Annotated in this window: 10 protein-coding genes and 1 pseudogene; 3 read left to right on the top strand and 8 right to left on the bottom strand. The window is 63.8% G+C overall.

What is annotated here, in order from left to right; genetic code table 11:
• Nucleotides 1-96 precede the first annotated feature (96 nt).
• Nucleotides 97-1,284, bottom strand: a pseudogene (locus ACTS2Z_RS01045) (phosphoglycerate kinase); the annotation flags it as partial.
• A gap of 20 nt (nt 1,285-1,304) precedes the next feature.
• Nucleotides 1,305-2,321 (bottom strand): type I glyceraldehyde-3-phosphate dehydrogenase, encoded by a 1,017-nt coding sequence (gene gap / locus ACTS2Z_RS01050; protein WP_442571380.1) that lies wholly within the window; start codon nt 2,319-2,321, stop codon nt 1,305-1,307.
• A 190-nt stretch (nt 2,322-2,511) separates the two neighbouring features.
• Between gap and ACTS2Z_RS01055 the strand changes: the two genes are divergently transcribed.
• Nucleotides 2,512-2,742, top strand: a complete 231-nt coding sequence (locus ACTS2Z_RS01055; protein ID WP_442571381.1) for a DUF433 domain-containing protein — start codon at nt 2,512-2,514, stop codon at nt 2,740-2,742.
• Nucleotides 2,739-3,077, top strand: a complete 339-nt coding sequence (locus ACTS2Z_RS01060) for a DUF5615 family PIN-like protein (protein ID WP_442571382.1) — start codon at nt 2,739-2,741, stop codon at nt 3,075-3,077. Before ACTS2Z_RS01055 ends, ACTS2Z_RS01060 begins: the two co-directional genes overlap by 4 nt.
• Here the strand turns inward: ACTS2Z_RS01060 and argE are convergent.
• The 6 genes from argE to ACTS2Z_RS01090 all read right to left on the bottom strand — a co-directional run bounded on the left by argE (nt 3,074) and on the right by ACTS2Z_RS01090 (nt 12,509).
• Nucleotides 3,074-4,231: an acetylornithine deacetylase gene (argE, locus tag ACTS2Z_RS01065; RefSeq protein ID WP_442571383.1), complete on the bottom strand. Its 1,158-nt coding sequence runs from the start codon at nt 4,229-4,231 to the stop codon at nt 3,074-3,076. The two genes, ACTS2Z_RS01060 and argE, sit on opposite strands and share 4 nt — an antisense overlap.
• On the bottom strand, nt 4,228-5,001 hold the full coding sequence (locus ACTS2Z_RS01070) for an FKBP-type peptidyl-prolyl cis-trans isomerase (RefSeq protein WP_442571384.1): 774 nt from the start codon (nt 4,999-5,001) through the stop codon (nt 4,228-4,230). Before ACTS2Z_RS01070 ends, argE begins: the two co-directional genes overlap by 4 nt.
• Before the next feature lie 69 nt (nt 5,002-5,070).
• The gene (locus ACTS2Z_RS01075) at nt 5,071-5,592 is read right to left on the bottom strand and encodes an SRPBCC family protein (protein WP_442571385.1); all 522 of its coding nucleotides are present in this window, start codon (nt 5,590-5,592) and stop codon (nt 5,071-5,073) included.
• Nucleotides 5,592-7,517 (bottom strand): S9 family peptidase, encoded by a 1,926-nt coding sequence (locus tag ACTS2Z_RS01080; protein WP_442571386.1) that lies wholly within the window; start codon nt 7,515-7,517, stop codon nt 5,592-5,594. Before ACTS2Z_RS01080 ends, ACTS2Z_RS01075 begins: the two co-directional genes overlap by 1 nt.
• 68 nt (nt 7,518-7,585) lie before the next feature.
• A complete protein-coding gene (locus ACTS2Z_RS01085; protein ID WP_442571387.1) occupies nt 7,586-10,519 on the bottom strand; it encodes a M16 family metallopeptidase in 2,934 nt (977 codons plus the stop codon).
• Nucleotides 10,520-10,685: 166 nt separating this feature from the next.
• On the bottom strand, nt 10,686-12,509 hold the full coding sequence (locus tag ACTS2Z_RS01090) for an ABC transporter ATP-binding protein (protein ID WP_442571388.1): 1,824 nt from the start codon (nt 12,507-12,509) through the stop codon (nt 10,686-10,688).
• Nucleotides 12,510-12,659: 150 nt separating this feature from the next.
• On the opposite strand from ACTS2Z_RS01090, the gene ACTS2Z_RS01095 reads away from it, so the two are divergent.
• Nucleotides 12,660-14,763: PAS domain-containing protein (locus tag ACTS2Z_RS01095; protein ID WP_442571389.1), on the top strand; the 2,104-nt coding region annotated here is incomplete at its 3' end.

Raw genomic sequence — 14,763 nt, forward strand, 5'->3', positions numbered from 1 at the left:
GTCGATATCCATGCTCAAACTCCCCCGTTCCTACTGTTCGCTGCCGGCGGCGGATGTATCAGGCTCCGCCGTTTCATTGTCTGCTGTCTCATCGGCCTTGCCACGAAGCGCCTCGATGCCTGGAAGCGGCTTGCCTTCCAGCCATTCCAGGAACGCGCCCCCTGCCGTCGAGACAAAGCTGAAATCCTCGGTCACGCTGGCATGGTTGAGGGCTGCAACGGTATCGCCGCCGCCTGCAACCGCAACCAGCTTGCGTTCGCTTACCCGCTGGGCCGCAAAGCGCGCCGCCTCGACCGTGCCGGTATCAAACGGCACCATTTCGAAGGCTCCCAGCGGCCCGTTCCAGACCAGCGTCTTGGCATGCTCGATGGAGTCGGCCAGCGCATCAATCGTTTCCGGTCCGCAATCAAGGATCATCTCGTCGCGGGCAATCTCATCGAGACCTGCCACGCGGCGCGCCGCCTTGGCCTTGAGTTCGCGCGCAACAACCGCGTCCTGCGGCAGGATGAGCTCGCAGCCCGACTTTTCGGCGGCGGCCATGATCTCGCGCGCCGTGCCCAGAAGATCGGCTTCGTGCAGGCTCTTGCCCACGTCCACGCCCTTCGCGGCAAGGAAGGTGTTGGCCATCGCCCCGCCGACGGACAGCGCGTTCACCTTGGTCACAAGGTTCATCAGGAGGTCGATCTTGGTGGAGACCTTCGCCCCGCCGACAATGGCCAGCAGCGGACGCTCGGGGTTTTCCAGCGCCGCGGTCACATGATCGAGCTCGCGTTGCAGGGCGAGACCCGCATAAGCGGGGAGCAGGCGCGCCACGCCTTCGGTGGAGGCATGGGCCCGGTGCGCGGCCGAGAAGGCATCATTGACGTAGAGATCGCCATTGGCGGCCAGCTGACCCGCAAATTCGGGATCATTGGCTTCCTCGCCGGCATGGAAGCGGGTGTTTTCCAGAAGCAGGACGCCGCCATCCTTCAGATCCGCAACAGCCTTTTCGGCAGATTTGCCTACGCAATCATTGGCAAAGGCGACCGGCTGGCCGAGAAGCTCTGACAGGGGCGCCACCACAGGCTTCAGGCTCTGGCTGGAATCCGGCTTTCCCTTCGGGCGTCCGAAATGGGCCAGCAGGATGACCCGCGCGCCCTGCCCGGTCAGCCATTCAATGGTTGGCACGGCAGATTGCAGGCGGGTATCGTCGCTGACCTTGCCGTCGGCCATCGGGACGTTGAAGTCCACGCGCACCAGCACGCGCTTGCCGGCAACATTCGCCTCCTCGAGGCGGGCGATCATGCCTTCGCTCATGGTTTCGTTCAGTCCTGAAGCAGCCGGCCCATCGCCACCGCCGTATCGATCATGCGGCAGGCAAAGCCCCATTCATTGTCATACCAGGTCATGACCCGGGCGAGTTTGGCGCCGATGACATTCGTCTTGTCGATGGCCACGATCGACGAGCGCGGATCGTGATTATAGTCGATGGAGACGAGCGGCAGGCTGTCATAGCCCAGCACGCCCTTCATCGGTCCGTCAGCCGCCGCGCGGATGGCAGCGTTGATTTCCTCGATACTGGTTTCACGCCCGGGCGTGAAGACAAGATCGATCACCGAGACATTCGGGGTCGGCACGCGGATGGCCGATCCATCAAGACGGCCTTTCAGCTCGGGCAGAACTTCGCCGACGGCCTTGGCCGCGCCGGTGGTGGTCGGCACCATCGACATGGCGGCCGCGCGGGCGCGGTGCAGATCCTTGTGATTGCGGTCCAGCGTCGGCTGATCGCCGGTATAGGCGTGGATCGTCGTCATGTGGCCGTGCACGATGCCAATAGCGTCATTGAGCACCTTGGCGACCGGGGCGAGCCCGTTGGTCGTGCACGAGGCGTTCGAGACGATCACATCATCGGCCGTCAGGCTGGCATGGTTGACGCCATAGACGATGGTCTTGTCGGCATTCTTGGCCGGAGCCGAGCACAGGACGCGCCTCGCGCCGGAATCCAGGTGGGCAGACGCGCTGGCCTTGTCGTTGAACTTGCCGGTGCATTCCAGAACAATGTCGATGCCGAGATCTTTCCACGGCAGTTGCGACGGATCGCGGTTTGAGACCTTCGTGATCTTGCCGAAACCGGCATCAAACCCGTCATCGAACAGCTTGATCTCGCCAGGATAGCGGCCATGCACGCTATCGTAGGTGAGAAGGTGGGCGTTCACTTCCGGCGTGGCGCTGTCATTGATCGCAACGACCTCGACCTCGTGCCAGCGCTTGTGTTCGAGAACCGCCCGCAAAGCCAGCCGGCCGATCCGGCCAAACCCGTTAATCGCCACGCGAAGTGCCATTGACAGCGCTCCTCAAGTAATCCGCTCGAAAAAGAAACCTGACGGGGTGGGCCATCCGGCAAATGATCGCCGCACCCGCTTGCGCGAGGGGGTTTAGACGCTTAGCCCGCCCGCGTCCATATGCCAGCAGCGATGCTTTGCGGTGCACCTCGCCAGCGTGTAGAGTACCTTGGTGCGAAAGGCTGCGCGAATGACCGGAAACCTCATTGACCGCATCACCATCGACCCCACTGTCATGGGCGGGCAACCGTGCGTACGGGGGTTGCGCATGCGGGTAGGCGATATCCTTGATCTGCTGGCATCCGGCATGACGGAGGAAGCGGTTCTGACTGACTATCCCTATCTGGAGCGGGACGATATCCGCGCCGCCTTGGCCTATGCGTCAAGGCTCGCCGGGCACCGTATCATTGCTGCAGAGTGACGGGCCTCGCCTTCCTCGTTGATGTACATCTGCCACCGGCGCTAGCCCGCTGGCTTTCCGATCAGCGCACAGATGCCGTGCATGCTCTCGATCTTGGGCTTGAACGCGCGTCAGACACGAAACTGTGCGAGCAGGCCGTGTGTGAAGGACGTATTGTGATCACCAAGGATGCCGATTTCCTGAACCTGTCTCTTAGGTATGAACCGGCTGTCAGAGTACTCTGGGTCCGGGTCGGCAATATGGCGACGATTGCACTGATCGCACGTATCGCGCAGGTCTGGCCGCAGATTAGGACGGCCTTCGAGGACGGTGAGACTATTGTCGAACTGCGCTAGGCGCAGAGCCTTTGTTCCAGCTTCTTCAGGAAGCCCATGCAGGCATCGAGCTGGCTGATGTCGACAAACTCGTCTGGCTGGTGAGCCTGATCGATATGGCCGGGGCCACAGATCACGGCCGACATGCCGCCATCCTGAAACTGGCCGCCCTCGGTTCCGTAGGAGACAACGCGCGGCGCATTGTCCCCAGTGAGAGCCCGCGCAATGCCTTCTGCCTCGCCCTCCGCTTCCGGGCGCAAGGGTGGCACGTTGGACACTTCGGTTATGCGGATGGAGGCTTCCGGCGCGGTCTTGCGCATCTGCGCCTCCACCTCGGCGGCAAGTTCGCGCAGGCGCCTGCCCACACCGGGACCGTCATCCCAGGGCGCCGGGCGCATCAGCGCCTCGAACCAGGCGTCCTTGGCAAGAATGTTCATGGCCGAGCCACCGCCCATCCGGCCAATCGTCAGCGTGCCGAAAGGTGGATCGAACGGGCTGTCCTCCGGCGCAGCCGCGCGCAGGGCTTCGCCTTCCTTGCGCAGGGCTTCCATCAGGATCACCGCATGGGTGACCGCACAGGCCCCCGAATTGACCAGGCTGGAATGCGCCTCCCGGCCGGTGATCTCGACGCGGACCGAATAGAGGCCCTTATGGCCCGTCACCACCTTCATGCCCGTCGGCTCGCCTACCAGTACGGCGGAAGGTCTGGGGTGGCCGGCGGCTATGGCGCGGATCATCGAGGGCGCGCCCTGGCAGCCCACCTCCTCATCATAGGAGAACGCAAAATGGACGGGGCGCTTCAAGGGCGCTGCTGCCAGATCGGGCAGCGCGGCCAGCGCACAGGCCACGAACCCCTTCATGTCGCAGGTGCCGCGCCCGTAAAGCCGGCCATCTTTCTCGGTCAGGACGAACGGGTCCGTGGACCAGTCCTGACCGTCCACGGGCACCACATCGGTATGCCCGGAAAGGACAACACCGCCATCGACCGCCGGCCCGACCCAGGCATGCAAGTTGGACTTCAGCCCGTCCGGACTTGGAACGCGCTCAACCTTCGCGCCGTGCCGCGCAAGATAATCCTCCACCCAGTCAATGAGGGCGAGGTTGGAATTGCGCGACGTGGTGTCGAACGCGATCAGGCGGTCGAGCAGGCCTATGGCGTCTTGCGTACGGCTCATGGGCGATCCGGCAGTCCAAGCAGTTCTAGCTGGAAGACCAGCGCCGCGTTCGGCGGGATCGGGCCGCCGGGCGTGCCGCGCGAGCCGTAAGCCAGTTCCGGCGCGATATAGAGCGTCCACTTCTCGCCCACGCGCATCAGCGGCAGGGCCTCGACCCATCCCGCAATCAGGCGGTCAGACGGGAACACAGCCGCCTCGCCGCGCACATAGGAGCTGTCAAACTCGGTACCGTCGAGAAGCATGCCCGCATAGTGAACCCGCACCATTTCGCCGGTAACCGGCGATGGATTGTCCGGGCCAGCCGCCCGCTCGATGCGGTATTGCAGGCCGGATGGCGTGGTGTACACGCACGGCTGGGTGACATTATTGCGCAGGAATTCGGCGGCGATTGCCGCATTGTAATCGGCGCTGGACTCTTCGGCTCCGCGCTCGCGCGCAATGAAGCGATGCAAGGGCGCGTTACCCGGCTCGCAGCCGCGCGCCATGCGCAGCTCACGGGCAAACACCGCTGCCGCCTGATCGGCCTCGCTCATGCCCTCGACGCGGGCACGGAAGGCTTCGACGGTCTCTTCCGGCTCAAGCGGCGACAAAACCAGCTCCTCTTCCGCTTCGGCGGGCTCGCTCACAGGCTGGGACGGCTCTGCCGATTCAGGGGCGGCTGTCTCGGTGCCAGCCGTTTCAGATGCCGCCTCGTCAGCGGGAGTCGTGTCTCCGCAGGCAGCCAGCAGGGCTGCGGCAAGCGAAGTGGTCAGGGCAAGACGGATGCGCATGGTATCTCTCCAGGAAAGACAAAGGTGCCGGAAAACCGGCCTTGCCTTCTTCATACCAGATGCATCCGATCAGTCACCCGCCCCGTCAGGCTGAACAGCCTGCATTCCCGCCAGAACGCGCGGCCAGATTCCATCGAAATAGCTAAAGGCCGCATCCCAGGCCGCGCCCTCGCCCCAACCCGAATGGGTCAGGGTCACGCGGGAGCGGTCCTCGCCCAGCGGTTCGAAGCGCAAGAGCAGGTGCGTGTGGTGAGGGCGCACCTCGGTCATGTAGGGCGGCAGGGCCCAGCTGACCGACAGCATCCGCTCGTCCTGATAGCCCAGGATGATCGTGCCTTCCGAGCCACGTTGGCCCGGTTCGGCATCGGGCAGGATGAAGATCTCGAACGGCCCTTGCGGGCGAAGCTCGATATTGGCTGCCGGAGCAAAGAAGCTCGCAATGCCCTCATTGGTCGTCCAGAGCTGCCAGGCCTCAGAAACAGGCATGTCCAGCTCAACGCTGGCCGTGACGGCCCGCTCCGGCGCAGGCGCCTCCTGTGCCAGCGCGGTTGGCGCCGTCACGAGGAGGCAGGCAAGGACGAGCCAGCGCATCAGTCGAGACCCAGTACATCCTGGAGGAAGAGCGTCTCGGCCTCGCGCTGGAAGTCACGATTGGACTGCTTGGCAAAGCCATGGCCTTCGTCCATCGCCACAAGATACCACGGATCACCACCTGCCTCGCGAACGGCGGCGAGGATTTGCTCGGCCTCCGAAAGCGGCACACGCGGGTCGTTGGCACCCTGGATGATGAAGAGCGGCGCCGTGATGCGGTGTGCATGGTTGGCGGGCGAAATGCTCTCGAGGAACTCGCGCACTTCCGGATCACGCTCATCGCCATATTCGGCGCGGCGCAAATCCTGACGGTAACCGGCCGTATTTTCCAGGAAGGTCACGAAGTTGGAAATGCCGACAATGTTGATGCCGCCGGCCAGACGGTCCGAATAGTGCACCATCGAGGCAAGCACCATGTAGCCGCCATAGGAACCGCCATAGACCACGACACGCTCCGCATCGAGGTCGGGCTGCTCTGCGATCCAGTCCAGCAGGGCACCAATGTCGCGCACGGAGTCCTCACGCAGGCGCACATTGTCCAGATTGACGTACTCGTTGCCGTAACCGGCCGAGCCGCGCACGTTCGGCACGACCACAGCCGCGCCCAGCTCGCTGACCCAGTACTGGTAGGTCGAGCTGAAGCCCGGACGCGCCTGGCTTTCCGGCCCGCCATGGATGGAGATGATCACCGGGTGCGGCCCGTCACCTTCCGGACGGTGCACGAAGGCCGGCACCTCGAGACCGTCAAAGCTCTCATAGCTGATGAGCTCGGGCGGGCTGAAACGGCTGGTATCGAGACCGCCGACTTCCGATTCCGTCCAGCGCACAAGATCACCCGAAGCCAGCTCATAGGTCCACGCATCACCCGGCGAAGCCGCAGAGCTGTGGGTAAAGCCTATCCGGGCACCATCCGGGCTGAACCGGATGCCGCCGATCAGGCCGACCGGCAGGTCCGGCGCAGGCAGGCGCTCCCCGGTTGCGGCATTGATGATGTAGATTTCCGAGATGCCGCCCTCATTGGTGGTGTAGGCGATCGCCGAGCCGTCCGGCGAGAGGGCCATGGACTGAACGTCCCAGTCATGCTCGGCCACAACACGCTTCTCGCCGCCCTCGACCGGGATTTCCATGATCCGGCGGAACTCGGAACCTTCGTCAGTGACCACGAAAATGCTGTCGCCCGAAGCCGAGAAGGTGGCCGCGCCATAGGCGTTGGTCTCGTCGGGATTGATCTGGGTCAGCGTTCCTTCGGCGATATCGAGCACGTAGAGGCGTGCCTCGTTGATCGAGAAATAGCGGCCAATGAGCAGGCGCGAACCGTCCGGAGACCAGTCGACCGGGCTCATCGCGCCTTCACCTTGCAGGATTTCCTGGGCGCTTGTGGGATCAGCCGGATCGGCCATGTAGACGGTGTAGTCTGCATCACCCCAGCCGGCAGCTGCCCATGCGATCATCTGGCCGTCACGTGACCACGAAAAGCCCTGATTGCGGATCTGGTCGGTCGTGAACTGGACCGAGCGCGCCTGCTCGGGGTCATAAAGGAAGCCCTGGAAGAACTCGTCACCGCCGACATCGCGGGTGAAGAGAAACTGGCCTGACCCGTCCGGGCGGACGCTCGCGCCGCTGGTGCGTTCGTCGTAGAAGGTGATCTGGCGGCGCGCGCCCATGGGCTGGCTAACATAGTGGATCTGGTTGGTCTCACCGAAACGGGTGGTGATGTAGATGCCGCCATCGGGCGCAAAATCGGAAAAACCCGCGCCGCGCACATTCTGGTACTGGCGCAGGCGTGCACGCACCTCGCCTGGAATTTCCGGGATGTTCTCCATCACCAGATTGCCGACCGTCACGCGTTCAGGCGCATCCTGGGCGCCAGCGGGCATGGCAACGGCAAGAGCGGCCATCGCACCAAAGACCAGTTTCTTCATCATTCTCACTCCCTCGAAACGTTGCGGCCCGGCGCCTCTCAAAGGTGCCGGGCCGCCATGTCAATTCTGCCCTATTCGGTAGCCGGTGCGCCATCCTGAGGCAGGATGGAGACGCGATAGGCGCGCTCGGGCTGGAGGTATTCCGCCGCAAGTGCCGTGATCTCCTCCACGGTTACCGCGTTATAGTCCTCTTGCGCCGTGCGCAGACGGTCCAGACGCTCCGGATAGGTCTGCGAACGGCTGAGCTGACCAAGCCACATGGCGTTGCTTTCCATGCTCTGGCTGAGCCGTTCCAGCACGGGCTGGCGGGCACGTTGCAGCTCGTCCTCGCTGATATCGCCGGAAGCCATCGCAGCGGCCAGCTCGTCAGCAATTTCGTACATGCGGTCCACTTCAGACCGGTCCACATCCAGCCCGACCCAAAGGAAGCCGTAATCGGGGAAGATGATGGACGCCTGGCTGGAGACGATGGGCGAGTAGGTCGCGCCTTCCTGCTCGCGGAAGCGCTCGGTAGCCTTCAGGCTGTAGATTTCCGCCATCAGGTCGAGGGCACGCGAACGGCGGGCATCGAACGCGTCGCCAACGGGCCAGTAGATATTGGCCATGCCGCTATCAGGCTGACCGTTGAAATTGACCACCGCCGGATCCTCGCGGCCTTCGGGGAAGGTCAGCTGGCGGGCATCGTCATAGGTGGGCCATTCCTCGGCACGCTCCGGCAGGGCGCCGAACGTGCTGGCGGTGACCGCAATCGCTTCATCGACCGTGACATCACCGACAATGGTCACTTCCAGCGGAGCGCTTTCCAGCGCCTCGCCCACCATGGCGCGGGCATGGTCCATGGTGAAAGCCGCGATTTCCTCACGAAGCGGGAAGCCCCAGCGTTCGTCTCCGCTGCGCAGCATGCGGCTGACCCGGTTCACGGCCACCTGGACGGCTTGCGCATTCTGGCCGCGGCGGACCTCTTCGGCGATCGAGCGGAACTGGTTCAGCCCGTCCTCACGCCAGCCCGGTGCTACCATGAAGGCCGTCAGAACCTGCATCTGCAGCTCGAAATCCTCCGGCGTGGTCGCCGAGCTGAACTGGAAGCTGTCGGCACCGACACCCAGCCCGTAGCCCACCGAACGGCCCGCAAACAGGCGTTGCAGCTCGTCGCGGTCATGGGCTTCAAGGCCGCCACCGCCAAACACGGCGCCCAGAATGGTGCCGGCGGCCGGGGTCGGCTGCGGGGTCAGGTCACCGGCCCCGAACTCGGCCCGGATGCGGATGATGTTGTCTTCAAATTCGGTCGGCTTGACGTTCAGGCGAACACCGTTGGCGAACACGATCTGGTGGAAATCGAGATCCTCGACATGTTCACGCGAGACCACTTCGCCGGCCGGACCGAAGTCGGAATAGGCGAACTCGGTCGCACCGGTTTCATCCAGCGGATCAACAGGAGCACCGCGCGAGGCTTCCCACGCCTCCTGCACAGCCGCCTCACCGTTCTCGATTTCCTCGTTGACGCCGACATAGATCTGAACCGGCGCTGCCGCCCAGATGCCACGGAAAGCCGCCTCGACATTTTCAAGCGTCAGCTCGCCCTCGATCGATTCCAGCCATTCGGCCTGCCAGCTCGGATGGTTGAGGGTCGAGCCGTTCAGCCAGCCCTGCCAGATACCGTCCGCCAGTTGCGGCGTGCGGCGCGTGCCAGCCCCGTTCACGGCATTGCGCACATTGGTGCGCAGATTCGCCAGCTGCTCGTCGAGCTCGGCCTGGCTGAAGCCATATTCCATGGCGCGGCGGATTTCCTGTTCGATGACCGAAAGGCCTTCGCGCCAGCGCTCTGGCGAAGAAACGGCGAAAACGCCGGCCCGGTGCGCCAGATCAAAATCGTTGGAATAGGAAAGGTTGGCCTGAACCAGCGGAGACAGTCCCGAATTGATCTGGGATTGCAGGCGGCGCTGGACGATGCCATTGCCAAGCTGGCGCAGGGTCGATTCCAGACGCGCCTGCGCACTGTCAGCCTGAGGCGCACCAGGCACCACGACGTCGTAAGTGATCAGGGTGAAGACTTCCGGATCGTGGAAATAGCCAAAGCGCGGGGCATCGAGCGCAGTAACCGACCCGATATCGGGATCGGCAGGCGCGTCGGCGGGCGCTTCCCAGCTGGCAAAGCCTTCAACCGAGCTGACCTCGAGGCCCGGCAGCTCGATCTCGAAGCCGTCACGGATCATCGCCTCGACCGCGTCTGCATCGACATCGCCCGTTACGACCAGAAGGGCGCGCTGCGGGACGTAGAAGTCCTCGTAATACTCGACAAAGGCTTCGCGCGGGGCGTTGTTGATGACGTCCAGCGTGCCGATCGGGCTGCGCTCGGGCACGATGGTGTCGGGGTAGAGGAAGCCGTAATAGCTCATCAGGAAGCGCTGGATGGGCGTATCGCGGAAACGCATCTCGCCGCGGATGACACCGCGCTCGGCATCAATCGCCTCGGCGTCCATCACCATTTCCGAGGCGGTCTCGCGCATCAGGAAAAGGCCGGTCTTGAGGATCTGCTCCTCGACCGACGGCAGATCGAGCTGGTAGCCGACGAGCTCCTGGCCGGTAAAAGCATTCGTGTCCGGACCGAAGGCGAGGCCATAGCGCTCCAGAAGCGGGATCATCTCGCCTTCGGGCACGTTGGTGGTGCCGTTGAAGGCCATGTGCTCGATGAAGTGGGCGAGGCCGCGCTGATGCTCGGCTTCTGCCAGCGAACCCATGTTGAAGACCAGGCGCAGCGACGCCGTCCCGCTGGGAGTAGAGTTCGGCATGATCACGTAGCGCATGCCGTTCTCGAACTCGCCAAAGCGCATGCCCGGATCGGCCGGAATGCCGCTCGACAGGTGTGCAAACTCCGTCTCGATACTCGGCGCAGCCGCCTCGGCCGGCGCTTCCGGTTCGGCCGGTGCCGGATCATTGCCGCACGCTGCCAGTGAGAGCAGCACAAGGCTGACGAGCAGGCTTTTGCCTGTATGGACGATTTTCATGGATTTCCCCCGGGTCATTGCCGCGTTCATCATTAGGGCCAAACTAAGGCACGCTGACGCCGCTTCAAATGAAAAAGGCGTCACATTCGCATGGCGATGCAGTAACGCGGGGGCGCTCCAGAAGTTTCGTTACCGGGCAAGCCCGCGCAGCGAACGCTCAGATGCCTCAGACCGGATCGTGCTCGGCCACCCAGTGACCGGGGGCAACCTCGATCAGCTTGGGCCGGTATTGCTCCTCGGCATCCTCGACCAGGCGGGATTTGAGGAAGCGCAGCTGCGCCTTGCTGTCGAGCGGGCTGGGAAGGTCACCGGAAAGCTTGATGCGCTCACGCTGGCGCTCGATTTGCGGATCGGGGATCGGGACCGCCGAAATCAGCGCCTTGGTGTAGGGATGGCGGGCATCCTCGTAGATCGCGTCGCGCGAGGCGAACTCTACCATCCGGCCCAGATAGAGAACCATCACCCGGTGCGACACCTCGCGCACCACCGAAAGGTCGTGCGAGATGAACAGCATGGAAAGCCCCAGATCGCGCTGCAAATCGGAGAGCAGCTTGATGATCTGCGCCTGGATCGACACGTCCAGCGCCGAGACGGCTTCGTCGCAAATGACCAGCTTGGGGCCGAGTATCATCGCGCGGGCAATGCCGACGCGCTGGTTCTGACCGCCTGACAGCTCGTGCGGGTAGCGATTGATCATGGCCGGATCGAGATCGACGCGTGCCATCATCGCGCGCACCTGCTCCTCACGCTCCCTGGCCTTGATGCCGGGGCGGAAGGTGATGAGCGGCTCGGCAATGGAGGCACCGATCGTCATGCGCGGATTAAGAGAGGCAAGCGGATCCTGGAAAACGATCTGCATGTCCTTGCGCGCCTCGCGCATGGCACGCGCACTCTTATCCAGAAGATTCGTCCCGATCCAGCTCACCGCACCGTCAGTGGAATCGACCAGGCGCAGGATCGCGCGCGCCAGCGTGGACTTGCCACAGCCCGACTCGCCTACCACTCCGATGGTCTCGCCGGGGAAGAGGTTGAAGCTGATCCCGTCGACGGCCTTGAGCGGCGTGGTCTTGGGAAACAGGCCCGTTCCGGTGCGCACCGGGAACCAGACCTTCAGATCATCCACCTCGAGCACCGGGCTTTCGCCCTCTACCGGCTCGCGCGTCTTGGCCATCGAGCCATTGGCCCGGTCCGGACGGTCGAGGCGCGGCATCGCGTCGAGCAACATGCGGGTATAGGGGTGGGCCGGCTCGGCGAACACCTGATCGACCCCGCCGGTTTCGACATAGGCGCCGTGCTGCATCACCTGCACCCGGTCGGCCATGCGTGCGACAACGCCCATATCGTGGGTGATGAGGGCGATTGCGGCGCCGGTCTCGGCTTTCAGCTCGTCCATGATGTCGAGCACCTGAGCCTGCACCGTCACGTCTAGCGCCGTGGTTGGCTCGTCGGCAATCAGAAGGGCTGGCTCGCACAACATCGACATCGCGATCATCACGCGCTGGCGCATGCCGCCTGACAATTCATGCGGATACTGGCGCAGGCGGCGCGCGGCTTCCGGAATGCGTACCCGGTCGAGCCATTCCACGCAGCGCTTTTCGGCTGCCTCGCCACGCAGACGCAGATGGGCAGCGAGCACCTCCTTCATCTGGTCGCCGACACGCATGTGCGGCGTCAGAGAGGTCAGCGGATCCTGGAAGATCATCGTCATCGACTTGCCGCGCACGGAATTGAGCCGCCTCGGGCCCAGCCCGAGGATTTCCTTGCCGCGATAGAGGATGGAGCCTTCCGCCTTGCCGTTGGAGGCCAGAAGCCCCATTGCAGCAAGGAAGGTCTGGCTCTTGCCCGAACCGGACTCGCCCACAACAGCGAGGCATTCGCCGGCATTTATCTCAAGATCGATACCACGCACGGCATGGACTTCGCCGTCAGGCGTGTCGAAGCGCACGTTCAGGCCACGAACTTCAAGGATCGGCGCAGAGGCGTCGGTCAATCCGTCCTCACTTATTCATTCTGCTGGGCCAGCGGGGCCTTGGGTCTCACGATGGGCGCGGACGATAGCCCCTGCTTAATATTCCTTCCATTACTATGCGCAGACGGGACTGATTCGGGTTCCGCAGAGCACCGCTGCACAAGGGATCAGATGATCAGTGCGCCAGTTTTCGAACACGCGTTCGACGCGTTGCCGGGTGCCTGCGTGCTCCTTGATGATGACGGGCGCATCATCGCAACCAATGCGCGTTTCCGCAGCGATTTTCCCGCCAGCCTCAAGCCCGGCACCGCTCTGATCCAGCTCTACTGCGATCCGCTTGACGCACTGACCGCCAAGTGGAAGCGCGGGCGCACGTCCAGCGAGGACGAGCTGGTGGAAATGGCGCTTCTGCGCGGAAGGGACGGTGAACCGCGAACCGCGCGCCTGCATGTCCGCCGCACCCAGCCCGGAGTTCGCCTCGTCCTGATCGAGCCGGCCATCGACACCTCGCAGCGCGAACTTCAGTTGCGCGCAGCCCGCCAGCGTGTCGCCATGGCGTTCGAGGAACATAGCGCAGGCGCCTACAGCGCAGATTTCGTCAAGCGTGAGGTGGTTGTCTCGGGACTGCTGGAACGCTTTGCCGGACCCGGGGCCGCAGACCAGCCGATCCGACTTTCACGCTGGCTGGGCCTGTTTCACGCGGAAGACCTGGCCCGCGCCCGCGGCGTTCTCTGGGGCCATCCGGCCAGCGCAGACACGGTGGTCAGCTTTCCCTGCCGCATGCGCAACCGCGATGGCAGCTGGGCACCCATGCGCCACGATGTGCGGGTGGTTGAACGGGGCGAGGCTGGCAATCCCTTGCGTATCACCGGCCTCGTCCATGAGGCCGGAACGGATGGGAAAGCGTCTGCCGAAGCCCAGGCTTCGCAGGCCAGGACACGATTGCTCGTGGACCGGCTGGACCTGAGCAGCTGGACATTCGACTTCGAAACGCTGAAAGGCCGTATGGAAGGCCCGGTGACAAACTCGCTGGGGCTGGGTGGCGGCAGTGTGGAGATGACGGAGGAGGTGCTGCGCCACCGGCTGCACCTGGATGATGCCGAGCGTGTCTATGCCGCCTTCATGGGGCTGCAGTTTGGCGGCGAATATGACGAGACATTCCGCATGCGTACCCAGAACGGTCACTGGGTATGGCACCGTTCCTGGGGCAGTCTGGAGCCCGCAATGGACGGCGAACGCCGTTCGCTGAAGGCTTTTGGCTACTGGCAGGCCATAACCGCGCGCCGTGAGGACATTGCCGAACTTCCCGGCAGTGACATCGCCAGCGTCCTCGACCGGGCGGGACTGAGCGCGTGGAGCTATGACTTCACCCGCCACGAAATCACCTTGTCCGGCCCCGTTCTCGCCGCTCTCGGCCTGCGGGAGGATCAGGCGACCATGACCCGGCAGGCGTTCAAGGAACGCATCCGCAAGGCCGATCAGGCGCGTGTCCGCGATGCCATGGCCGCCATGCAGTTTGCAGACAGCCAGGTGGAGTTCCGCGTCCGCACCGAGGGCGGCCACTGGATCTGGCTGAGCCTGCGCGGCGGTGTGAGCGCACAGTCCAATACAGGTGAGCCATTACGGGCTTCGGGTGTCTTCGCCGAAGCGACCCGGCGCAAGGAAAACGAGCGCCGTCTGATCGATAGCGAACGCCTGCTCTCGCATGCGGTCTCGGCTGCGACGCTAGGTGCCTGGGAGGTCGACTACAAGTCGGGATACTTCCTGCCGCGTGGCGAGATACGCGATCTGATGGGGCTGGACAGCGATACTTCGGAATGGATTCCGGTTTCGCGCTGGCGTGACATTGTCCATCCCGAAGACGTGGTCAGCCTTGACCGGTCTATTGGCGGCATAATGAAGAGCGCACCGGGCGAAAGCCGGGTCGCAGAATACCGCATCTTTGACCGGCGAACCGGGACATATATGTGGGTGGAAGCACGCGGCAGCCGCCTCGGACCGGAAAGCCGCCGGGCAGACTGTGCCGGCATCGTGCTGGATATCTCCGCCCGCAAGGCGCTGGAAGAGAACCTTGCCGCAAGCGAGGAGCGCCTTGCCCGCGCGCTGGAAAGCGCACGTCAGGGTACCTGGCGCCTCGATCTGCGCCAGCAGCTGGTGGATCTGTCGGAGTTCGGACGGGTGGTCATGGGCCTGCCGGCAGAGCATGACGGCAAGCTCACACTCAACGAATGGCGAGAGCTGATCCACCCCGACGACACCCACATTTGCGTGGATG

The organism is Glycocaulis sp. (assembly GCF_052168375.1).
Classification (GTDB): Bacteria; Pseudomonadota; Alphaproteobacteria; order Caulobacterales; family Maricaulaceae; genus Glycocaulis.